This window comes from Bacillus sp. BD59S, assembly GCF_007363175.1.
Lineage (GTDB): Bacteria > Bacillota > Bacilli > Bacillales > Bacillaceae_G > Bacillus_A > Bacillus_A pacificus.
Map to the genome: position 1 here is coordinate 224323 of NZ_CP034686.1, position 23178 is coordinate 247500.

Consider the following 23178-nt stretch of genomic DNA (forward strand, 5'->3'; position numbering starts at 1 on the left):
CCCTTATTATAAGGGGGGGGCTAATATTGTCAAACCTTGTCGGTAAATCGATATCTCGTGTCGAATCGTTTATACAATAGAGGTTGACCATGGCTAGAAGATAAAAAGGATGTCCCATCGTCAAAAATCCCGACTGATGAGACATCCTTCTTATTCATACTCTTATAAATGCAATTCTTCCCATTCTGCCATACAAGCATCAAGTTGTTCTTGTAGTGTTTGCTTTTTCGTTGTAATTTCACTAGCCTTTTCATAATCTGCATATATTTCTGGTAAGCAAAGTTGATCTTCTAACGTAGCAATTTCTTCTTCGAATTCTACGATATTTTGTTCTAGTTCCTCGATTTTTCGAGTGCGTTGACGCTCCAACTTTTTGCGCTCTTTTTCTTCGAGATAATTTAATTTTTCTGGAGCTACGGTTTTTTGAACAGGTGGCTGATTTTCTTGCTGTTCTTGTTGTTCAAATTCAGCACGTTCAATCATCTCATTTTTCTTTTCAACGTAGTAATCATAGTCCCCTAAATATTCCTGTGCACCTTCTGTTGATAACTCAACAACGGTCGTCGTTACACGATTAATAAAGTAGCGGTCATGAGATACAAAGAGAAGAGTACCAGGATAATCAATCAAAGCATTCTCCAAAATCTCTTTACTATTTAAATCAAGATGGTTTGTAGGCTCATCGAGAATTAATAAATTCGATTTTTGCATCATAAGTTTTGCGAGAGCTAATCGAGCTTTTTGTCCACCACTAAGAGATGATACTGGTTTTAGTACATCATCTCCTGTGAATAAGAAGTTACCTAGTATCGTGCGAATTTCTTTTTCGGGTTGCAGTGGATATTCATCCCATAACTCATTTAAAACGCGCTTAGAAGATGTTAAATTGGCTTGTTCTTGATCATAGTAACCAACAGATACATTGGATCCGAAAGAAACATCACCATGTAATAGTGGTAGCTTATTCACAATTGATTTTAATAATGTGGATTTCCCAATTCCATTTGGACCAACTAAAGCAACGCTATCTCCGCGAGTTAAGCGCATTGTTACATGTTCAATAATTGGATCCTTATCATAGCCGATAGTTGCATCCTTTACTTGTAACACATCATTTCCACTTTGTTTTTCAATATCGAAGTGGAAGGAAGCTGACTTAGAGTCACCTAATGGTCTTGTTAATAGTTCCATACGATCTAATTGTTTACGACGGCTTTGCGCACGTTTTGTCGTAGATGCACGAGCTATATTTTTTTGAACGAAGTCCTCTAGCTTAGCGATTTCATCTTGTTGTTTTTCATAACGTTTCATTTCTTGCTCGTATAGTGCTGATTTTAAGTCTAAATATTTACTGTAGTTACCAACAAATCGTCTACTTTCTTTATTCGAAATTTCATATACTTGTGTAACAAGTTTATCTAAGAAATAACGGTCATGGGAAACGATTAGTATTGCGCCAGGATAACCTTGTAAATATTGTTCAAGCCATGTTAATGTTTCGATGTCTAAATGGTTTGTAGGCTCGTCCAAAATAAGTAGGTCTGGTTTCGTTAATAATAATTTACCGAGAGCTAATCGTGTTTTTTGTCCACCGCTTAATGTAGAAATCGTCGTCTGGTGCGTTTCAACTGGGAAGCCAAGACCACTTAAAATCGAACGGATATCTGCTTCGTACTGATAGCCACCTTGATCTTTATAATCTAATTGTAATTGGTCATAATCAGCTAATAATCTTTCATATGTAGCCTCGTTTGAAAAGTTTTCTTCTTTTCCCATCTCTTGCTCTAGCCTTCGAAGTTTTGCCTCCATTTGCTGCAAGTGTGTAAAGACGGTTAACATTTCATCCCAAATTGTTAAAGACGTTTCTAAACCGGTATTTTGAGCTAGATATCCAATTGAGACATCTTTCGGTTTTATAATTTCGCCACTATCATGAGATAGCTCACCCGCTATTATTTTTAATAATGTAGATTTTCCGGCTCCATTTCGTCCGACTAATGCGATACGATCTTTCGTTTGAACTTCTAATTTTATGTTTGCAAGAATCGTTTCTGCACCGTATAATTTCGAAAGCGCGTTTACTTGTAATAAAATCAATGTTTTCACCTCAAATAATTTCTTAACTTTGCCATGTTTATATTTCTCAATCATACTAAAAATAGTGTATAGTTTAAAATACAGAGAGAATACTTCTTCTTTCTATTATACAAGGAATTTAATAAGTGCTAAACTTCTGTATTTGATTAAAGCATATGAATAAAGATAGGAAGAGAGGAGAGGTTATATGGAGCAGCAGAAAATTCCACAAGCCACTGCTAAGAGATTGCCTCTATACTATCGATTTATCCAAAACTTATCTTTGTCTGGTAAGCAACGTGTTTCATCAGCCGAATTAAGTGAAGCGGTAAAGGTTGATTCCGCAACAATTCGAAGAGATTTCTCATACTTTGGAGCATTAGGGAAAAAAGGATATGGATATAACGTAAATTATTTATTATCATTTTTCCGTGAAACACTCGACCAAGATGATATAACACGTGTAGCGCTTATTGGAGTAGGTAATTTAGGGACCGCTTTCTTACATTATAATTTCACGAAAAACAATAATACAAAAATTGAAATGGCGTTTGATGTTAGTGAAGAGAAAGTTGGAACAGAAATCGGAGGCATTCCTGTATATCACTTAGATGAATTAGAAGAACGTTTATCAACTGATATACAAGTGGCAATATTAACAGTACCCGCTACAGTAGCACAATCTGTAGCCGATAGATTGGCAGAAACAAACGTGCATGGTATTTTGAATTTTACACCAGCACGCTTAAATGTGTCAGACAATATAAGAATTCATCATATTGATTTAGCAGTAGAGTTACAAACGTTAGTTTACTTTTTGAAGAATTATCCACAATAAAACGCAGAGGAAGCGACCTCTGCGTTTTATTATTGTTTTTTCTTTGTGAATTTAACTAAGATAAGGCGAAGTGCCAAATTAAAATCAATCGTTGCCATAACTGCAAATAGTATTGTCCACATATTCCAAATTGTATCTGTTACGTTCGTAATGGCGAAGCGTGTAAAGATACATCCTAGAAGGAAATACAATGCAGCCATGAACAATGGTGAGTTTCTCATACTAAAAATCCTCCGATAAAGCCTTGCATTTTTTCAGCTTCTTTAATCATTTCTTGAATTTGTTCGCTACTCACTAAAACTTGAGCAATTGCAACTAATGTATTCATTGCAACATGAGCTGCGATAGGGACAATAATACGCTTTGTTTTTACATATAAGAAAGCGAATACGAGCCCCATAGCAGTGTATACCAATAAGTGAGTGAAATCAAAATGAATTGCTGCGAATACGAGAGAACTAATGATAGCAGCAATAAAGAAGTTAAACTTCTTATAAAGTGTACCAAATAAAATTTTTCTAAATACGATTTCTTCCAAAATAGGTCCTATTATAGAGATGACGATAAGGAACCAAGGTGTCGTTCTTGCGATATCCATAAGTCTCGCTGTATTTTCAGATCCAGGTTTAATACCTAATACATACATTTCAATCATACCAGCAATACTTTGCGAGAAAAATGCTAAGAAGAACCCGATAAAAATCCAACCAATCGTAGCTGGAACAGTAGAACGCTTTGTATCTAAATGTCTGTCGCGAATATCTGTTCTAAGTAACCAAAGTACGATACATAATGCAATAAAGAAGCTAATGATTGCCCAATGACCAGTTATGAGTTGTAATTTCTCTTCTCTAGTAAATCCCCTGTTATCATAAAGTCCAGTTTTCAGGAGAAGTGGTAATCCAGCAATTGATGATAACTGCATTAAAATGTATGTAACGATAACCCACCAATATTGTTTTTTCAAATGGTTTAACCATCCTTTCTAACTCTAGTGTATGAGATAAGGTAGGATAACATGTAAAGATGCTACCTACGATATAAACTTTACTTACATTATGTTTTTTTTGTAAATCCTTAATTGAAATTATAATAGAAGACAGGAGAAAGTTGTGTGTGTAGCGAAAACAACTTAGGGTGTCCTTTCATATTGTAACATACGAGTAGTGGAAACAACGATTCATATAGTAAAGGTAGAAGAAGAGGAACTCTATATAGAAAAGTTTATAGCTTAATTTGCGAAAAAATTATGATTTTTTTACTTGCAAAAGAAATTGAGATTATTTATTATTATAAGTGTGTTAGCACTCGAGTGACTTGAGTGCTAATAAATAAAATTTACATAACAAAATGAGGAGGTTATTGTTCATGCTAAAGCCATTAGGTGATCGCGTTGTAATTGAGCTTGTTCAAGCGGAAGAAAAAACAGCAAGTGGTATTGTATTACCAGACACAGCAAAAGAAAAACCACAAGAGGGTAAAGTTATTGCAGTAGGTACTGGTCGAGTGCTTGAAAATGGTGAGCGTGTTGCTTTAGAGGTAGCAGCAGGTGATCTTATCATCTTCTCAAAATATGCAGGTACTGAAGTGAAATATGAAGGTACAGACTACTTGATTTTACGTGAAAGTGACATTTTAGCAGTTATCGGTTAATTATATAAATCTTAAAAAATCCAAGGGGGTCAATTATTATGGCAAAAGATATTAAATTTAGTGAAGAAGCACGTCGTTCGATGCTTCGCGGTGTCGACACTCTTGCAAACGCAGTAAAAGTAACGCTTGGACCAAAAGGTCGTAACGTTGTTCTTGAGAAAAAATTCGGTTCACCACTTATTACAAATGACGGTGTAACAATCGCAAAAGAAATTGAATTAGAAGATGCATTCGAAAACATGGGTGCGAAATTAGTAGCAGAAGTTGCTAGCAAAACAAATGATGTAGCTGGTGACGGAACAACAACTGCAACTGTATTAGCGCAAGCTATGATTCGTGAAGGTCTTAAAAACGTAACAGCTGGTGCGAACCCAATGGGTCTTCGTAAAGGTATCGAAAAAGCTGTAGTTGCTGCAGTAGAAGAATTAAAAACGATTTCTAAACCAATTGAAGGTAAATCTTCTATCGCACAAGTAGCTGCTATTTCTGCTGCTGATGAAGAAGTAGGTCAATTAATCGCTGAAGCAATGGAGCGCGTTGGTAACGACGGCGTTATTACTTTAGAAGAATCTAAAGGTTTCACAACAGAATTAGACGTAGTAGAAGGTATGCAATTTGATCGTGGATATGCATCTCCTTACATGATTACTGATTCTGACAAAATGGAAGCAGTTCTTGATAACCCATACATCTTAATCACTGACAAAAAGATTTCTAACATTCAAGAAATCTTACCAGTATTAGAGCAAGTGGTACAACAAGGTAAACCACTTCTTATCATTGCTGAAGATGTAGAAGGCGAAGCATTAGCTACATTAGTAGTGAACAAACTTCGTGGTACATTCAATGTAGTAGCTGTTAAAGCTCCTGGATTTGGTGACCGTCGTAAAGCAATGCTAGAAGATATCGCAATCTTAACTGGTGGCGAAGTAATCACTGAAGAATTAGGCCGTGACTTAAAATCTGCTACAGTTGAATCTTTAGGACGCGCTGGTAAAGTTGTTGTAACGAAAGAAAACACAACTGTAGTTGAAGGTGTAGGAAGCACACAACAAATCGAAGCTCGCATCGGTCAAATCCGTGCGCAATTAGAAGAAACAACTTCTGAATTCGATCGTGAAAAATTACAAGAGCGTCTTGCAAAACTTGCAGGTGGCGTAGCAGTAATTAAAGTAGGTGCAGCAACTGAAACTGAGTTAAAAGAGCGCAAACTTCGCATTGAAGATGCACTTAACTCAACTCGTGCAGCAGTAGAAGAAGGTATCGTTGCAGGTGGTGGTACTTCACTTATGAACGTATACACAAAAGTAGCTTCTATCGTAGCTGAAGGCGACGAAGCAACAGGTATTAACATCGTACTTCGCGCACTAGAAGAGCCAGTTCGTCAAATCGCAATCAACGCTGGTCTAGAAGGATCTGTAGTTGTAGAGCGTCTAAAAGGCGAAAAAGTAGGCGTTGGTTTCAACGCAGCTACTGGCGAGTGGGTTAACATGCTTGAAACTGGTATCGTAGATCCAGCTAAAGTAACTCGCTCTGCACTTCAAAACGCAGCATCTGTTGCAGCTATGTTCTTAACAACTGAAGCTGTAGTAGCTGACAAACCAGAACCAAATGCACCAGCAATGCCTGACATGGGCGGCATGGGCATGGGCGGTATGGGCGGAATGATGTAATTCCGTTTGGCCTAAAAAACATCCATTTCTATATAGAAATGGATGTTTTTTTATGTTTTTTAGAAAAGGAAATGAATTTCTGTAGAATTTTGTCGCTTTCTCTCTTGACCATATTGATACTTCATTGTTAGAATCTAGGAAGATAATATAAAACGATCCTTCATATATCCTCAAAGATAAGGTTTGAGAGTCTCTACCGGGTTACCGTAAACAACCTGACTATGAAGGCAGTGTGTCTTATATTTATAAAGAGCGGAGACTATCTTTCTTTATAAAGCCAGACCCCTGCCTTTTCTTTGTTATGAGACTAGAGGCGGAGGACTGGCTTTTTTTATTATATTGGTAATGCTTTTCGCCAAATTGGTGAAAATATTTATATACGAGAACTAACGTTGGGGTGATTATTTTGAAGAAGCAGCATGATACAATTATCGTTTTAGATTTTGGGAGTCAATACAATCAGTTAATAGCACGTCGAATTCGTGAGTTCGGTGTATACAGTGAACTTCATCCACATACAATTACTGCAGAAGAAATTAAAGCAATGAATCCAAAAGGGATTATCTTCTCTGGTGGACCAAATAGTGTATATGGTGAAGGTGCATTACATTGTGATGAAAAAATCTTTGACCTAGGATTACCGATCTTCGGTATTTGTTACGGTATGCAACTTATGACGCAACAATTCGGTGGTACAGTAGAGCGTGCAAACCACCGTGAGTACGGAAAAGCTGTTCTGAAAGTAGAGAACGAGTCAAAATTATATGCGAACCTTCCAGAAGAGCAAGTTGTATGGATGAGTCATGGCGACTTAGTAACTGGTTTACCTGAAGGATTCGTAGTAGACGCGACAAGTGAGTCTTGCCCAATTGCTGGTATGAGCAATGAAGCGAAAAACTTATACGGTGTACAATTCCACCCAGAAGTACGTCACTCTGAGCACGGTAACGATCTAATTAAAAACTTCGTATTCGGCGTATGTGGCTGTTCTGAAGGATGGAACATGGAGAACTTTATTGAAGTAGAACTAGAGAAAATCCGTGAAACTGTTGGAGACAAAAAAGTACTATGTGCGCTTAGCGGCGGTGTAGATTCTTCTGTTGTAGCAGTATTAATTCATAAAGCAATCGGCGATCAGTTAACATGTATTTTCGTTGACCATGGTTTACTTCGTAAAGGCGAAGCAGAAGGTGTTATGAAAACATTTAGCGAAGGCTTCCATATGAACGTTATTAAAGTGGATGCAAAAGAACGCTTCATGAACAAGTTAAAAGGTGTAGAAGATCCAGAACAAAAACGTAAAATTATCGGTAACGAATTCATTTACGTATTTGATGATGAAGCTTCTAAATTAGAAGGAATGGACTTCTTAGCACAAGGTACACTGTACACAGATATCGTTGAAAGTGGTACAGCAACTGCACAAACAATTAAATCTCACCATAACGTTGGTGGACTTCCAGAAGACATGCAGTTCAAATTAATTGAGCCTTTAAACACGTTATTTAAAGATGAAGTACGTGTATTAGGATCTGAACTAGGAATTCCTGATGAGATCGTATGGCGTCAACCATTCCCAGGTCCTGGTCTTGGTATTCGTGTACTAGGTGAAATCACAGAAGAGAAATTAGAAATCGTTCGTGAATCTGATGCGATTTTACGTGAAGAAATTATTAAAGCAGGCTTAGACCGCGAAATCTGGCAATACTTCACTGCGCTTCCTGGTATGCGTAGCGTAGGTGTTATGGGTGACGAGCGTACTTACGATTACACAGTGGGTATCCGTGCAGTAACATCTATCGACGGTATGACAGCTGACTGGGCGCGTATCCCTTGGGACGTATTAGAGAAAATCTCTGTACGTATCGTAAACGAAGTAAAACACGTTAACCGTATCGTGTATGATGTAACGAGTAAGCCACCAGCAACTATTGAGTGGGAATAGTATTATAATAAAAGATCCATCTATTGCTCATGCAATAGATGGATCTTTTTTATTTTGAGTTTAATACGAACGAAAATATAAAAGTTAATAAAAATGTTCGTATTTAAATTGACAAAAATACTTTCAAGAGTTAATATGAGTATGTAATTCAAACGAAAAGTGAATATTATGCCGTCGTATAATATCGGGGATATGGCCCGAAAGTTTCTACCTAGCTACCGTAAATGGCTTGACTACGAGGCGTTTTTATAAAGGTGAGCGGAATCTTGTCTTTATTTATAGAACGCTTCCATGTATATGCAATGGAAGCCTTTTTTATTTTTAATAGATAAAAGAGGGCTAGGGGATTACGGCGAGTAATCATATAACGGGGGAAACGTAAGATGAAACGCTATTTTCAGTTTGATGAACTCGGCACGAATTATAAAACAGAGTTCATAGCAGGTTTAACGACATTTCTATCTATGGCTTACGTACTATTTGTCAATCCTGCTACGCTGTCACTTGGAAATGTTAAAGGTTTACCGGCAGGTACAGGGATGGATCCAGGTGCAGTATTCGTTGCTACAGCATTAGCAGCAGCGATTGGTTCGTTAATTATGGGTATTTTCGCGAAGTATCCAATTGCTTTAGCACCAGGTATGGGAATTAACGCGTTCTTTGCTTATACAGCAGTGTTAACGATGGGTATTCCATGGCAAACGGCAATTGCTGGAACGTTAATGTCAGGTATTATCTTTATTATTCTTACTGCTTCAGGTATTCGTGAAAAAATCATTAATGCAATTCCATCAGAGTTAAAGTTTGCAGTAGCGGCAGGTATCGGATTATTCATTGCTTTCCTTGGATTTCAAAATGCCGGAATTATCGTGAAAAATGATGCTGTTCTTGTTGGGTTGGGGGATTTAACAAAGGGCACAACGTTACTAGCAATCTTCGGGGTTGTTACGACAATTATCTTTATGATTAAGAAAGTAAATGGTGCAGTTTTCTACGGTATGATTCTTACAGCAATCTTAGGAGTAGCTACAGGATTAATTGATACTCCGAAAGCTGTAGTGGGAGCAATACCGAGTCTAGAACCAACGTTCGGTGTGGCGTTAACGCACTTCGGAGATATTTTCACTGTTCAAATGGTGATTGTTATTATAACGTTCTTCTTTATCGATTTCTTTGATACAGCAGGTACACTTGTAGCGGTTGCGAATCAAGCTGGATTAATGAAGAACAATAAATTACCACGTGCAGGAAAAGCATTATTTGCAGATGCGATTGCAACTGTAATTGGTGCGATCTTAGGTACATCAACAACAACGTCGTACATTGAATCTTCTGCAGGGGTAGCAGCGGGTGGACGTTCTGGATTTACAGCAGTTGTAACAGCAGGATTCTTTTTACTGGCACTATTCTTCTCGCCATTACTAAGTGTTGTAACACCAGCTGTAACGGCACCAGCATTAATTATTGTAGGAATCTTGATGGTTTCTTCCTTAGGGGAAATTGATTGGAAGAAATTCGAGATTGCAGTACCAGCATTCTTTACAATTATCTCTATGCCACTTACGTATAGTATCGCAACAGGAATTGCGATTGGTTTTATCTTCTATCCAATTACAATGGTAGTAAGCGGCCGTCGTAAAGAGATTCATCCAATTATGTATGTTATGGGAGTTTTATTCGTACTATATTTCATCTACGTTCGTAAATAAAAGGGGTTTTTGAAAGGTCTAGACTTAAGGGGAGTCTAGACCTTTTTTGCGTCTTCAGAAAATCTTAAGGATTTCCGAGCGTTTTTCTTCAGAAGTTTTCCTATAATAGAAGTTAGGGATTAAAAAATGATGGGGGAGATATTGTGGCAAACGAAACAATACTTGTCGTAGATGATGAAAAAGAAATCAGAAATCTTATTACAATCTATTTAAAGAATGAAGGATATAAAGTATTGCAAGCAGGGGACGGAGAAGAAGGATTACGTTTACTAGAAGAAAATGAAGTACATCTAGTCGTATTAGATATTATGATGCCGAAAGTAGACGGTATCCATATGTGTATGAAAGTAAGGGAAGAAAAGGAAATGCCAATTATTATGCTTTCCGCGAAAACGCAAGATATGGATAAGATTTTAGGGTTAACAACAGGTGCGGATGATTACGTGACGAAACCATTTAATCCGTTAGAGTTAATCGCAAGAATTAAATCTCAGTTACGTCGTTATATGAAAATGAATGGTTTCGCTATACAAAACGAGGACGAGCTAGAAATTGGAGAGATGAAAATAAACATCTCAACCCATAAAGTTATTGTAGAGGGAGAAGAAGTGAAGTTGACCCCGAGGGAATTTTCAATTCTAGAATTACTAGCCCGTAATCCAGGTATGGTCTTTAGTGCAGAGCAGATTTATGAAAAGGTTTGGAACGAAAGGTCTTTCCAGTCGGATAACACGGTAATGGTTCATATTCGAAAAGTACGTGAAAAGATTGAGGAGAATCCAAGGAAGCCTAGATATATAAAAACAGTATGGGGAGTGGGGTATAAGATTGAAAAAGATATTTAATCCGTTTACTTATATAAGGAAAATAAGACAATTAATTGAGAAATTAGTAAAGAGCGTACGAAAGAGTATCAGAATTCAACTGATTACTACTTTCGCTGCTTGTGCGTTATTAGGAGTTTTTTTTGCAAAGGGAGCTGCACCGTTTTTTGAGAATGCAAATCGTCAAGCGACTGTTGATTATCGGTCTGGTATGCAACAAATTAATTACCAAGCTCAAAGAGCAGCAAATAGTTCGGTTCATGAAAATAAATTAGAAGCTATATCCAATATGATTGAAACGGAGAATCAAAATTTAGAGCGAGGAAATAGAGCTTTAAAAATATTGGTTACTGATGAGAGTGGTAAAGTTTTATATAAAACGAAGCAGGCACAAGAAGAGCAAATCGATTTGCATAATACAATTCGTAATGCGGCATCATTTGCGATCAACTATTCAAATGGTCAAGATATATTTGAAAATACGAGAAAAGAATTTATAGCTTTTTCACCTATTACAATAGAAGATAAGAATTTATACATGTTCGTTAGTGGAATTCCGGATGGTGTAGTAATGTATGATACGCAAGAAGGACCATTCCCATTTTTAATTGGTGTACTCGTGTTCATCTTCTCTTTCTTCTATATAACAAAGAGAAAGATGAAACAAATTGAAGCGATGGCAGAAGGTGTAAAGGAAATAGAAAAAGGCAACTTGGCGTACCGTATTGAGAAGAAAGGTGAAGATGAGATTGCGTCTTTAACCGAGAATATTAATAATATGGCGGAAGAGCTTATGAATAATATAGAAAAGGAACGTAAATTAGAGAAGCAAAAGAACGAGCTTATTACGAATGTATCTCACGATTTACGTACACCACTGACTTCTGTTATGGGTTACTTACGATTGCTTCGAGATTCTAAATATGAAAATAAAGAACAACATGATGAGTATACGAGAATTGCTTTTGCGAAGTCGGAGCAGTTAAAGAATTTAATAGAAGATTTATTTGAGTATACGAAGTTAACGAATGAACAAGTTATATTAGAAAAACAAGAAGTATGTATAAATGAGTTATTAGAGCAATTAATAGAAGAGTTAGTACCACATGCGGAAGAGCATGGACTTACGTTTGTTAAGAAGTTTCCTGAGGAACGTGCCTATGCAGCGATTGATTCGGAAAAGATGGTTCGTGTATTTGATAATTTATTAATGAACGCGATTAAGTATAGTAAAGATGATGGGCAGATAAAAGTTTCCCTTCAAAGGCAGCGCCGGGATATACAAATTGTAATTGCGAATCATAGTGAAGAGTTTACGAGAGAAGAGTTAGCGAGTTTGTTTGAACGCTTTTATAAGAAAGATCAATCTAGAAGTAGAGTAACAGAAGGATCGGGTCTTGGATTAGCGATTGCGAAAAGTATTGTTGAATTACAAGGTGGTAGTATTCGGGCTGAATATGAGGATGGTATTATTCAGTTTATCGTCTCGTTACCAATTATAGAAAAATAATAAATGAATAGAATGATATATGATAAAAGGGCTTATTTTAAAAGGAATAAGCCTTTTTATATTTTTTTAGAAAAACATGTTGACGGTTAGAGATTAGAGGTGTAATATAGAACAAGTCGCCGATGACAATAACGTCGAAAGCGGCAAACGAAATGAAAAACTTAGTTGACATTGAAAGGTGAAAATGTTAACATAAGGAAGTCGCAAATGAGCGGCTAAGTAGTTCTTTGAAAACTGAACGAAACAAACAACGTGAAACGTCAATTTTTATTTTATGATGCTAGACAAACTAACTTTATTGGAGAGTTTGATCCTGGCTCAGGATGAACGCTGGCGGCGTGCCTGTTCCCATACCGAACACGGAAGTTAAGCTCTCTAGCGCCGATGGTAGTTGGGACCTTGTCCCTGTGAGAGTAGGACGTCGCCAAGCAACTGTAAGACGAGTCAGAATGACTCGTCTTTTTTGTGTTTCTAACTTCTTATCAGTCTCAAGTTATTCTTTTATATTCAATTTCTTCCATTATTTTTAATGTGTAGTTTAAGATTTTCTATTTTATTTTTTGTGGAAGTAATCATCGGTATGTTAAAATAGTACAGTTATTTTTTTGAAGTACTTTAATATAGGAAGATTTAATTTTTTAAAAGGAGATAATATGAAAAAGATAGGTATAATTACTATAGTAGTCTTAGTCCTTCTAGTGATTGTGTATATATTAGTCGGGAATTATTTTTATAACTATGCGTTGAATGCGAAACAAGAGAAAGAGTTTTTAGAGGATAATCCTCACTTAGTGGAAACCGTGAATGCATCAGGAGATGTGTTCGCTACAAATGAAGAAAAGGATGCTAGCTTTGTCTCAAATCATAAACCTAATACACTACACATAAATTCTTTCGATAAGTTGAAATTAACAGGTTATGAATATATGAATAAACAATCTAGCCATAAATGGGCAATTGTAGTTCATGGATATGATAGTAGGGCATCAAAAATGACGAAATATATCCGGAATTTTTATGAACAAGGATATAACGTTATAGCGCCAGATCTTCGTGGGCATGGAAATAGTGAAGGTGATTATATAGGGATGGGCTGGCACGATCGTAAAGATATTTTGATTTGGATACAACAAATTGTAAAGAAAGACCCTAATGCTGAAATAGCACTATTTGGTGTTTCAATGGGAGGGGCAACTGTAATGATGACTTCAGGTGAAGATTTACCTTCTAACGTGAAAGTTATTATTGAAGATTGTGGATACTCAACTGTTGTTGGTGAATTTACTTATCAACTAAAAGATCTATTCCATTTACCGAAGTTTCCTGTTATGAATGCGGCCAATACAGTTACAAAATTAAGAGCTGGATATGATTTAGAAGAAGCTTCAGCTATTAAACAAGTTGCAAAAAGTAAAACACCGATGCTATTCATTCATGGGGATGCGGATACATTCGTTCCTTTTGAAATGTTAGATGAAGTATATAATGCTGCAAAAATAGAAAAAGAGAAATTAATTGTTCCAGGTGCTGGACATGGAGAAGCTGAGAAGATAGATTCAAATACGTATTGGAATACCGTATGGAAGTTCGTGGGAAGATATATTCAAGCATAATTAAATTTATATATACGATAATCAGAAGGTAATACTTTTGATTATCGTTTTTCTATTTATAGATTCATTTTAGGTTGTAGTATATAAGGCTTGAAGCATAAATTTTTGAATTCCTTAGTGCCAGTGCTACAATGATTGAAAACTACATGTTAATGAGGTGTTTCTATGAAAATTGAAGTATGGTCAGATTTTGTATGCCCGTTTTGCTACATTGGGAAACGTAGATTAGAAGTGGCTTTAGAGCAATTTCCTCATAAGAAGGATGTTGAAGTTGAGTTTAAAAGTTTTGAATTAGACCAAAATGCTCCAACCTATTCTGGGACAAGTATTAATGAAGTACTTGCATCAAAGTATGGGATTAGTATTGAAGAAGCGAAACGTAATAACGTACAGTTAGGTAATCATGCAGCTAGTATGGGTTTAAGTTTTAATTTTGATGAGATGAAGCCGACGAACACTTTTGATGCGCATCGTCTTGCGAAATTTGCAAAGGATCAAGGGAAAGAAAAAGAGATTACGGAAAATCTACTTTTTGCATATTTCACTGAATCGAAAAATTTAAGTGATGTGGATACGCTTGCTACTATAGCTGAAGCTTCAGGTTTAGACAAACAAGAAGCTTTAAAGGTTATTAATGATAAAAGCGCATATACAAATGATGTTAGAGTTGATGAAGCGATCGCTCAGCAATATCAAATTTCAGGAGTGCCTTATTTTATTATTAATCAAAAATATGCTATTTCAGGTGCGCAACCACTTGAAACTTTTGTTGGTGCACTTCAGCAAGTGTGGGAAGAAGAGAATCCTGCACCTAAGTTACAAGAGCTTTCTTCAGAAGGTGGAAGTGATATGTCTTGTACCGATGAAAGCTGTTCGGTACCTTCAAAAGAACAATAGTTTTTATGATGGAAAGCAGCCCATAGAGTAGTATATGGGTTGCTTATATATTCTTATAGAAGAGGTATGTAAACAGGGTTTTAAAAAAATGAAGTTTTTTATAAAAACGTATTGACGATTACTACTTAGAGGTGTAATATAGAACAAGTCGCCGATGACAATAACGTCGAAAGCGACAAACGAAATAAAAAACTTAGTTGACATTGAAAGTTGAAAATGTTAACATAAGGAAGTCGTAAACGAGCGACCAAGTAGTTCTTTGAAAACTGAACGAAACAAACAACGTGAAACGTCAATTTTTATTTTAGATGCTAGACAAACTAACTTTATTGGAGAGTTTGATCCTGGCTCAGGATGAACGCTGGCGGTTCATAGTTTGGTGATGATGGCAGAGAGGTCACACCCGTTCCCATACCGAACACGGAAGTTAAGCTCTCTAGCGCCGATGGTAGTTGGGACCTTGTCCCTGTGAGAGTAGGACGTCGCCAAGCAACTGTAAGACGAGTCAGAATGACTCGTCTTTTTTGTATGCTTTCATGCCTCTGTTAATTGCTTGTTTAACTCCTTCTAAATAGGCAAAGCCATGCCTTTTATCTGGTTCTAAGTAAGTACCTTCTGCCCATTCATTCCACGCATTAATAAATAAAAACTCGCTGTTGTAAAGAGAATAGGTGCGCTGGATTTGCTTACTTAAATATATCGTGAACTTCTCAGGAGTAGAGCCTACGAAAATGCTGCTATTTAAGTCTTTGCGGCGTGCTGTGTTATCCCAGTCAACAAAGGCACCGGGAAATGTTTTTTTCTCTGAAGGAGATCGCTTTAATATATACATCCACACTTTATCATAATCCCAAGCGTTTATTTGTTTACCAGATTCATATATTATCTTATTTATGTCCGAAGAACTATCATGAGCAATTGTATAAAAAGGCTCGAATTGAATGCTAGCATCAAATCTATTTATATTAGGAAGTGGAAAGCTGTTTAATGTTTCTGCGAAGTATATACCTTTCAAACCATTTTCTTGTGCGAGTGTATTCCAGTAGTTAAGCATTTGCTCACAATTAGGTATATGCCCAGGACGATAAATAATGAATAGTGGTTTATCATCTATACGGATATACCTCTCATCTTGGAAAGCTTGTAATAAATAATCAAAGTGTTCTTTCCAATCTAATAATTCTCCGTAATTTTGAGGCATTAATATGTGACTATCAAGACCATCCCAAGTTTTTGTCCACGGTTCATTTGCCCAAGATAGGCAAAATGGAAAATCTGGTTCGCCCATCTGAAGTACTTCATTAAATGGTCTCTCCAATAGCCTCTTCCCTTTAAACCAGTAATGGTAATAACAAAAACCATATATGCCGTGTGCTTTAGCAATTTCTGCTTGCCACTTTCTTACGGATGGGGTGGTTAAGTCGTAATAAAAATCTTGATAAGGTTCTCTAGGTTGATAGTGTCCTGAAAATAAAGGTCGTGCACTTTTAGTATTTGTCCATTCAGTAAAACCTTTTCCCCACCATCGGTCATTTTCTTTTATTTGATGAAACTGTGGTAAGTAAAAAGCAATTATTTTCAAGATATATCCCCCTTATGTGCTTCGTAGTTCAAGTGGTGGGAAGTTATATTTTTGATTTTTCGAATCCAGTTAAAGTATGAGAACCGTTATTTACTTACTCTGTTTATGCCTCATAATGAATCCTTTTGTCCAGTTTGCTTGATATGGAAATCTTTAATGTTTTAATATATACGGCTGAGAAATAAAATAATCTTCATTATACAATGAGCGAAAAGAGTTAATCTTTTTGGAGAACAAATAGAGCTTGGGGTAATCGGTTTGCATCATCAAAGAAGTCCCGTAGCTTTAAATACTTCTCATAGTGATTTTTAATATAAGTTCTAGGTATAACGGTTTCTCCGTAGAAGCTACTATTTCTAACGTCTCCGGCTCCTGTAGGACTGTGGACAAAATTGCCGCTTTCATAATCCGAGATGGCCCGATTTATATCTGGAAAAGCTTGAGATAAAGTTTTATGCCAACCCGTTTGAATAAATTCAGGGTGTTCCTGGAATTGTTGACAGTAATCGAGAAAATAGCGTGCTTGTGTTGTAGCGATGAAGATTCCACCTGGACGAAGAATTCTTGAAAATTCCTTTATCCAATGTTCTGCAGTTTCTTCGGATAAATGTGAGAATACAGAATAAGCGAATATGATGTCCAATGAATTGTCACTAATAAATTCTACAGGAGGTTGTGGATTGGCGGTTTTATATATTCCTCTTCCTAACGTTTCATTGCAAATGTTAATCATTGCTGGATCTACATCAATCCCAAGTAAATTTTCATCGCGAACATCTTTGAAAAAAAAGCGTATAATTCTTCCCCACCCGCAACCAAAGTCTAAAATTTTACGTTCTTTATTCAAGGGAACACCTAAATTTTGGGCATATGTTTTTACATGTCTATAAAACAAATATGCTTCATAAAGGGCATGTTCATAGGAAGCACCTACAAACTGTTGTTGAATTTCTTCAGGAGGGAACATAGGTACTGGGGTGCCATTTATCTTTGTTTGTGAACAACTTTGTATAAATAGATTTAGAAGTTCAACATCAGAAAGTGGACTAACAAGGTTATCAAAATCACTTCCTAACTTAAAGTTATTCATTTGTTAACCTCCAAATTATATTCGTGTTTTTTACTAATAAAAACATGTAGAAATTCAGCATCTAATCCTAGTGATCTATCCTTTTGTAAATAAACAATTGTATACATGTTTGCATGGGCATAAATATATTCAATCATATCTTGGCCCCAATCAAATGTTACTAAAGCCCCATTCTCATCAATAGGATTTCCGTGATAAATTGGCTCTTCAATATACTCAATTCCATTCTTATTGATTCTTGCCCTTTGCAAAGTTTTTGGGAGTGTGTGGTACCAAGGGACAGTAAACACATGAGCGCCGCCATGCTTTAATACACGTTCTATTTCTTTAAAGGCTTTGTTTGGCTCCATTACATGTTCAAAGACATCTTGCGTAATGAACAAATCAAAAGATTCATTTTGGAAAGTCATGTCTTCTAAGTTCTCACATCTAATTCCTTGAAAGTATTGACCAAGAGGGTAGTTTTTAAAGTATTGAGAATATGTATAGTTTTTACAGTTTTTTATTAGTAGCTGAGTCGTAATCCCTCCAGGAGAGGATTCGTGAATATGATAGGAACCCCATTTGGGGAAAAATGTATTTAAAACATGAATTAAAGCTCGTTGCCTTGGTATAGAGTGGCATGTAGAACATAAGTAGTGATCTCTAAGCCAATCATTATGCTCTATAAATATAGCTTCTTTCTCGCAAATAACACAGTATCCAGTATTGTGCTTTAAATTACCTTCCACATGACATCACTCCTGTGTGAAAAATCCATATGACATACGCCAACAATTAGCGAAATCAAAGAGGGCGGGTGAAAAGTAGGGAACCCACATTAATTAAAGTTTCACTTTATGCTATGCGATACATTCACTTTTATTCATTGGAGAATGATGTATCGACTTAAAATACTCCTTTTATGTAAGGATACATTTCAAAGTCCTGTGCATATATTTCTGTAACTAACTCCATTGTTTCTTTATCATAAAAACTTTCATATGTTGGAAAGCGAGGGAAGGCTGCATCTGTAATGCTGAGTTCCGCATAGTTTCCTGTATAAATCATCTTATGAGCGCGATGATGATCTGAGCTTGTAAGTAGCGCTAAATGGGATTTAAGTAAACCGTACGTGTGTTCTAACTTGGTGATTTGTGTATTAAAATCTTCTAAAGGAATATAGTGTTGGATAAAATTTTCTTCACCCGGAACGTATTGCTGACTAAAATGTATGTCCATTGCTAGGGAATTGGGACCTAATGCTCGAACGTAATATAAAAATTGTTTAAATGATATTCCTCGGTTACTATATTTGTCATTATATAAATACTGGCGGATACTTTCCCATTGAGGAATTGCATATGGATTGTCAGCAAGTAATAAAAATGAGCTGACGGCCCTTGTATAGGGATTTCGTACAAGTTTACAAACAGCTTTTTCTGCTGTTAGAAGCCCATTTTGTAACTCTGGTATGTAGTTGGTGTTGTTTTTATACACCCAGAATTCATAGTAATGAATAAAGTCATGGTATTCTTTTGCTTCAGTAAATAATCCAATTTGAAAAAAGAACCAATTAGCTAATGTAGTACATCCACTTCTGTGGCTCCAGAATAGTATAAGCGGAAAGTCTTTATGGAAATGTGGAATTCGGTCTTTATGTAGAATTACATGATTTAACAGCTCTTGATTTACATTCTTCATAAATTTAATGCTCCTTTTTGAAAGTTTTATTTATGGAGAAGGTTTTTAATATAGAATAAACGAGTGAGAATATGGGAAGAGAGGTTTTTACTAATCTAATATATTCATGGAAATGAGTAAATATTATGAGTGTTTTTTCGATCATCTTAGATAAGAAAGCGATTCTCAACAGAAAATAAAGATAATGAAAATGTATAAGAGGCATACAATTATAAGAGAAGGAATAATAAAAGTGTCCAAGTTCATTTATTTGTATTTCTAGGTGTGATAAGCAAAAATCTTATTACTAGAGAGGATATTATGGGGAAGAATAATTATTTAATAGTAGGTGGAAATAGTTTCATTGGTATTAACCTCGCATTAGGTTTATTGAAACAAGGTCAAAATGTAAAAGTATTTTCCAGGCATATAAATAATTTCCCTCAAAATATTATAAGTGAGGTTGAATTTATTAAAGGTGATTTAGCCAATGTTGAAGATATATATAAAGCTTTAGTGAATGTGGATATTATTATTTATTTAGCTGCAACGTCTAATGTAGCAACTTCAATTGAAGATGTTTTCGGAGATATAAATAGTAGCCTTTTTTTTCTTAATTTCATGGAAAGTGTTAAAAATTTTCCGGTTAAAAAAATTGTATTAGCATCTTCTGGAGGCACGGTTTATGGTGAACCAGAATATTTACCTATTGATGAGAAGCATCCATTAAAACCACTTTCTCCTTATGGAATAACAAAGGTGTCGCTTGAAAATTATTTGTACTTTTATAAGAAAAAGTATGGAATGGATTATGTTGTATGTAGATATTCTAATCCGTATGGAAAATATCAGAACCCGTTAAAGAAAGTTGGAGCAATAAATTGTTTTTTATATCAGCATCTCAGCAATGAAAAGATTAATATATATGGGAATCCACAAGAGATTATTCGAGATTATATTTATATCGATGATTTAGTAGAAGTTACTATACAACTATCGCAATTAAATCACTTGAAATCTTGTGTATATAATATAGGGAGCGGTAAGGGGCTCTCTTTAAAACGAATTATAGTAGAATTAGAGAAATTAACGGAAAGAAAAGTGGACTTTATCTGCTATAAACAAAAGCAAGAAAATGTTCAAAAAATCATTTTAAATATAGATAGAGTAAGACGAGAATGTAATTGGGAACCGAAAATAGATTTCAAAAGTGGAATTAGATTAAATAAGCTATGGATTGAAGAGTTCTTATATAGTAAAAAATAATAAATCATGCCCTACTTCTGTATAAGTAGAGCATGGTTTATTATTTTATTTCTTTTTTTATTACCCAAAGGTCTTGGTGTTCCCACCAAAAACCTTCAGTGTATTTTTTGATGATAGGATTATAAGGTAATAATTTAATTTTGTCACATACGTAAGAGGGACTAACGATCGTTTGCCCATATTGATGCACATCTAAATCCAGTTGTTCACTAGAGGGGAGAAACCAATAACCTTGTTTATTTAAATCTGGGAAGCCGAAGTACTTTTTACTTTGATATCCATGAGTTGTGAAAATGAATAATCCGCCAGGGGAAACAGCATTATACAATGTTTGAAGCCAACGAAACCAAGTTGTATCAGGCATATGAGAAAAAAAGGATAGGCCAAAAACGATATCATACGTAGACGATAATTTTATTTGTTCAGGTTCAGGATGAGATAAGATAGATGATGTATGTAATGTGCGTTCAAGAAAAGTAATAGCCTCTTCATGTATATCACAGGCAGTTATACGTAAGTTCGTTTGTAGGTTTAATAAATGACGTGTTACGCAACCATATCCGGATGCGAATTCTAATAATTTAATTGGAGTGTCTACAGGAGGATAAAAGGAAGTCATTAAATCTAAGAGTGTTTCTGCTGATTTTCTTCCATCTTTAAAATAATAATCTATTGCTTCTTTTTTAGATGGAAAGACTGGATTCGTGACAAGGAATTGAAAGATATGATCCTCTGGATGGATACTTGCATTTACATTGTAGTTTTGTGCAATTTGAGAAATCAAATCTTTATTTGCATCTATAAATTCTTTCAAAGAGTAACCCTCCCTTAAATAATAGTAATATCTATAAGAGATACGGATGGTAAAGAAAATATATAATCAAACCTTCAAATATGCTTTAAGGTACTTTCTATATGCGTACATTTTCTTTTTTGAAATGTCGTCGATAGCAAAGGTATCTTTAATGAAATTCTGCATTTGTACAACTTCACTGTAATGAGAATATGAATCTTCTGTTCTTGTTACGCTATTTGTATGTTGTCTATGATAGTTTAGAGGTTTTGGATTAAAATAAATGTTCCCCTCTTTAAGGAGAGAAACATAGAAAAACCAATCGCCAGCTACTTTAAACTTTTCCAATTGTTTTGCTGTTGTTTTTATATCTATGTTTTTAAAAACTACACTTGAGACATTAGGTATGGTGTTTTTGATAAGTAACGTATCTTGTATTTCATCTATCCCTTTTCGGACATAAGAACGCTGCCATTTTTCCTTATCAATATCGTTTGTGTAATCCAAATAATGATTGGCCAAGATATTTCCTTGTTCATCTATTTGCTTTGATTGTGTGTAACTTAAGGAAACATCACTATCTATATGAAACCCTTGTATTACTTCTTCTAAAAATGTCTGATCACATAAGTCATCGGCCTCAGCAATCCAAATATAATCACCGGTTGCTGCAGAGACACCTTTTATCCATTGATTAAATACAGAACCAGAGTTTTTATCGTTAATAATTTGCTGAACTTTCAGGTGGTGTTTATTTTCGTTTGAGAGCAGCTTTTCAAATGTAGATACGCTATTGTCAGTAGAGGCATCGTCTAGGAAAATTAGTTCGTAAAGGGGATAGGTTTGATTTAATATTGATGTAACTCGTTCGGGTAAGTATTTTTCGTAATTATAGTTCGGTATAATGACGCTTATTTTTTTATAATTATGCTCAAGCAAGTTTAATAATTGATAAACGTAATGAAGAAAGTTGAAATCTTTTTCAATAAGTTCTTGGCCAAAGGTCCCTTTTTGTAATCGTAAATCTTCATCCCCAATAAATTCATATATTTTTTCCAGCATCATCGGTAAGTTTAAATAGTCCACTAATGCACCGGTTTGTTCCGTAACAACATCTCCAAAACCTCCAGCGTTTTTAAACCCTATAACAGGGACTTTTGTATCTAATGCTTCTAAAACTACGTTTGGGAAAGGGTCTTCTCTTGAAGTTAATAAATATAAATCAGCACCGGCGTTATATAAACCGATATCTGGAGTGGGATCCACTAATGTGAAATGTGCTGTATATCTTGGGGATATTGTATTTAAAAAATGAACATCTGTTTTCCCAACCCAGATAAAATGAATATTCGTATGCACCTTTCTTACTGAGTAAGCAATAAGTGAGAATAAATCTATTCCTTTTCGATGATCAGCGAAACCTACCCCCAAAATGATTTTGCTATCTAGAGGCAGGTCGTGTTTTTTTCGTAATTCGTTTCTCGCTTTTGCAATATTGTTCTTATAAGGATTGTGGTTAAACAAACCTTGAGGGAGGATGTGGCATTTTTGATGATCTAATTGGGTGATTGTACGGAATTTTTCATACACGTATTGTGAAGGGAAGACAATTTTATGAGCAGATTGGGCAATGTTTCTTGCTTTTCCCTCAGCAGAGTACTGTTGTATTAAATGCGGCAATTCATGTATTAATGAAATAACTTTAATATTATGTTTAGCTAGTAATGCAACTATATCACCACTTATGACCGTACTACATATGGCGATGGTATAGTCTTTTAATAATAACTTCTTTATTAATAATTCGACTTTTTCTTCCGTTGGGTAGTTTTCCTCTAGGCAATAAACAGGGCCATACTTTTGAAAATCTTGGATTAAAATGCCCGTTCCAATAGAAATAATTGCGACGGAGTAATGAAAATTTTCTTTAAGAGCTTTAATAGTATGTAAAGAAAGCAGCTGTGCTCCGTGGAAATGGGCATCATGGGATACATAAATGATTTTCTTATTAACATGCATTTCATAACGCCTCCTAAGTTAATTAGAT

Annotated in this window: 19 protein-coding genes, 1 rRNA gene and 2 riboswitches; of the genes, 11 read left to right on the top strand and 9 right to left on the bottom strand. The window is 35.5% G+C overall.

All coding sequences use genetic code 11. The features are described 5' to 3' along the window. Positions 1–162: 162 nt before the first annotated feature. Positions 163–2097 carry an ABC-F family ATP-binding cassette domain-containing protein gene (locus EKQ63_RS03205; RefSeq protein ID WP_317624094.1) on the bottom strand — a complete coding sequence of 645 codons (1935 nt, stop codon included), beginning with the start codon at positions 2095–2097 and terminating at the stop codon, positions 163–165. A 187-nt stretch (positions 2098–2284) separates the two neighbouring features. Between EKQ63_RS03205 and EKQ63_RS03210 the strand changes: the two genes are divergently transcribed. Next, a complete protein-coding gene (locus EKQ63_RS03210; RefSeq protein ID WP_000437704.1) occupies positions 2285–2914 on the top strand; it encodes a redox-sensing transcriptional repressor Rex in 630 nt (209 codons plus the stop codon). Positions 2915–2943: 29 nt separating this feature from the next. Here the strand turns inward: EKQ63_RS03210 and EKQ63_RS03215 are convergent, their stop codons facing one another. Then, on the bottom strand, positions 2944–3135 hold the full coding sequence (locus EKQ63_RS03215; RefSeq protein ID WP_001246201.1) for a YdiK family protein: 192 nt from the start codon (positions 3133–3135) through the stop codon (positions 2944–2946). Further along, complete coding sequence (locus tag EKQ63_RS03220; RefSeq protein ID WP_087952110.1) at positions 3132–3881, bottom strand: CPBP family intramembrane glutamic endopeptidase; 750 nt, start codon at positions 3879–3881, stop codon at positions 3132–3134. The genes EKQ63_RS03215 and EKQ63_RS03220 overlap by 4 nt, the downstream gene beginning before the upstream one ends. A gap of 401 nt (positions 3882–4282) precedes the next feature. Here EKQ63_RS03220 and groES point away from each other — a divergent pair, with 401 nt between their 5' ends. The 9 genes from groES (at position 4283) to rrf (ending at position 15229) form a co-directional block, all read left to right on the top strand. Next, the gene (groES, locus tag EKQ63_RS03225) at positions 4283–4567 is read left to right on the top strand and encodes a co-chaperone GroES (RefSeq protein WP_000917306.1); all 285 of its coding nucleotides are present in this window, start codon (positions 4283–4285) and stop codon (positions 4565–4567) included. A 38-nt stretch (positions 4568–4605) separates the two neighbouring features. Continuing rightward, complete coding sequence (gene groL, locus EKQ63_RS03230; RefSeq protein WP_048553694.1) at positions 4606–6240, top strand: chaperonin GroEL; 1635 nt, start codon at positions 4606–4608, stop codon at positions 6238–6240. A gap of 140 nt (positions 6241–6380) precedes the next feature. Continuing rightward, positions 6381–6482, top strand: a riboswitch (purine riboswitch). Between the two features lie 164 nt (positions 6483–6646). Beyond that, positions 6647–8185, top strand: coding sequence for a glutamine-hydrolyzing GMP synthase (gene guaA, locus EKQ63_RS03235; protein WP_000743900.1), 1539 nt, complete (start codon positions 6647–6649; stop codon positions 8183–8185). Between the two features lie 154 nt (positions 8186–8339). After that, positions 8340–8441: riboswitch (purine riboswitch) on the top strand. Positions 8442–8568: 127 nt separating this feature from the next. After that, on the top strand, positions 8569–9894 hold the full coding sequence (locus tag EKQ63_RS03240; RefSeq protein WP_000833097.1) for an NCS2 family permease: 1326 nt from the start codon (positions 8569–8571) through the stop codon (positions 9892–9894). Positions 9895–10037: 143 nt separating this feature from the next. Beyond that, a complete protein-coding gene (locus EKQ63_RS03245; protein ID WP_001262951.1) occupies positions 10038–10739 on the top strand; it encodes a response regulator transcription factor in 702 nt (233 codons plus the stop codon). Further along, positions 10723–12228: an aminopeptidase AmpS gene (gene ampS / locus EKQ63_RS03250; protein WP_143880720.1), complete on the top strand. Its 1506-nt coding sequence runs from the start codon at positions 10723–10725 to the stop codon at positions 12226–12228. The genes EKQ63_RS03245 and ampS overlap by 17 nt, the downstream gene beginning before the upstream one ends. 653 nt (positions 12229–12881) lie before the next feature. Then, entirely contained in the window at positions 12882–13841 is a 960-nt protein-coding gene (locus tag EKQ63_RS03255) for an alpha/beta hydrolase (RefSeq protein ID WP_087951342.1), read from the top strand. A gap of 165 nt (positions 13842–14006) precedes the next feature. Continuing rightward, positions 14007–14738, top strand: coding sequence for a DsbA family oxidoreductase (locus EKQ63_RS03260; RefSeq protein WP_087951343.1), 732 nt, complete (start codon positions 14007–14009; stop codon positions 14736–14738). Between the two features lie 375 nt (positions 14739–15113). Then, a 5S ribosomal RNA gene (gene rrf, locus EKQ63_RS03270) occupies positions 15114–15229 on the top strand. Between the two features lie 14 nt (positions 15230–15243). Here the strand turns inward: rrf and EKQ63_RS03275 are convergent. The 4 genes from EKQ63_RS03275 to EKQ63_RS03290 form a co-directional block, all read right to left on the bottom strand. Further along, a complete protein-coding gene (locus tag EKQ63_RS03275; protein WP_087951325.1) occupies positions 15244–16320 on the bottom strand; it encodes a glycosyltransferase WbsX family protein in 1077 nt (358 codons plus the stop codon). 217 nt (positions 16321–16537) lie between these two features. After that, positions 16538–17410, bottom strand: coding sequence for a class I SAM-dependent methyltransferase (locus tag EKQ63_RS03280; RefSeq protein ID WP_087951324.1), 873 nt, complete (start codon positions 17408–17410; stop codon positions 16538–16540). Continuing rightward, entirely contained in the window at positions 17407–18141 is a 735-nt protein-coding gene (locus tag EKQ63_RS03285) for a class I SAM-dependent methyltransferase (protein WP_087951323.1), read from the bottom strand. The genes EKQ63_RS03280 and EKQ63_RS03285 overlap by 4 nt, the downstream gene beginning before the upstream one ends. A 157-nt stretch (positions 18142–18298) precedes the next feature. Further along, entirely contained in the window at positions 18299–19093 is a 795-nt protein-coding gene (locus EKQ63_RS03290; protein WP_087994008.1) for a sulfotransferase family 2 domain-containing protein, read from the bottom strand. A 300-nt stretch (positions 19094–19393) separates the two neighbouring features. Here EKQ63_RS03290 and EKQ63_RS03295 point away from each other — a divergent pair, with 300 nt between their 5' ends. Next, positions 19394–20338, top strand: a complete 945-nt coding sequence (locus EKQ63_RS03295) for an NAD-dependent epimerase/dehydratase family protein (RefSeq protein WP_088327799.1) — start codon at positions 19394–19396, stop codon at positions 20336–20338. Between the two features lie 40 nt (positions 20339–20378). On the opposite strand, the gene EKQ63_RS03300 is transcribed toward EKQ63_RS03295, so the two are convergent. Together EKQ63_RS03300 and EKQ63_RS03305 are read right to left on the bottom strand one after the other, a co-directional pair. Continuing rightward, positions 20379–21152, bottom strand: coding sequence for a class I SAM-dependent methyltransferase (locus EKQ63_RS03300; protein WP_087951320.1), 774 nt, complete (start codon positions 21150–21152; stop codon positions 20379–20381). A 66-nt stretch (positions 21153–21218) separates the two neighbouring features. After that, entirely contained in the window at positions 21219–23150 is a 1932-nt protein-coding gene (locus EKQ63_RS03305) for a glycosyltransferase (protein ID WP_088327797.1), read from the bottom strand. Positions 23151–23178 lie beyond the last annotated feature (28 nt).

Coding starts and splice junctions, on each gene's coding strand:
- EKQ63_RS03210 (WP_000437704.1), top strand. CDS start 2,285: ATGGAGCAGCAGAAAATTCCACAAGCCACTGCTAAGAGATTGCCTCTA.
- EKQ63_RS03215 (WP_001246201.1), bottom strand. CDS start 3,135: ATGAGAAACTCACCATTGTTCATGGCTGCATTGTATTTCCTTCTAGGA.
- groES (WP_000917306.1), top strand. CDS start 4,283: ATGCTAAAGCCATTAGGTGATCGCGTTGTAATTGAGCTTGTTCAAGCG.
- groL (WP_048553694.1), top strand. CDS start 4,606: ATGGCAAAAGATATTAAATTTAGTGAAGAAGCACGTCGTTCGATGCTT.
- EKQ63_RS03240 (WP_000833097.1), top strand. CDS start 8,569: ATGAAACGCTATTTTCAGTTTGATGAACTCGGCACGAATTATAAAACA.
- EKQ63_RS03255 (WP_087951342.1), top strand. CDS start 12,882: ATGAAAAAGATAGGTATAATTACTATAGTAGTCTTAGTCCTTCTAGTG.
- EKQ63_RS03260 (WP_087951343.1), top strand. CDS start 14,007: ATGAAAATTGAAGTATGGTCAGATTTTGTATGCCCGTTTTGCTACATT.
- EKQ63_RS03280 (WP_087951324.1), bottom strand. CDS start 17,410: ATGAATAACTTTAAGTTAGGAAGTGATTTTGATAACCTTGTTAGTCCA.
- EKQ63_RS03290 (WP_087994008.1), bottom strand. CDS start 19,093: ATGAAGAATGTAAATCAAGAGCTGTTAAATCATGTAATTCTACATAAA.
- EKQ63_RS03295 (WP_088327799.1), top strand. CDS start 19,394: ATGGGGAAGAATAATTATTTAATAGTAGGTGGAAATAGTTTCATTGGT.
- EKQ63_RS03305 (WP_088327797.1), bottom strand. CDS start 23,150: ATGCATGTTAATAAGAAAATCATTTATGTATCCCATGATGCCCATTTC.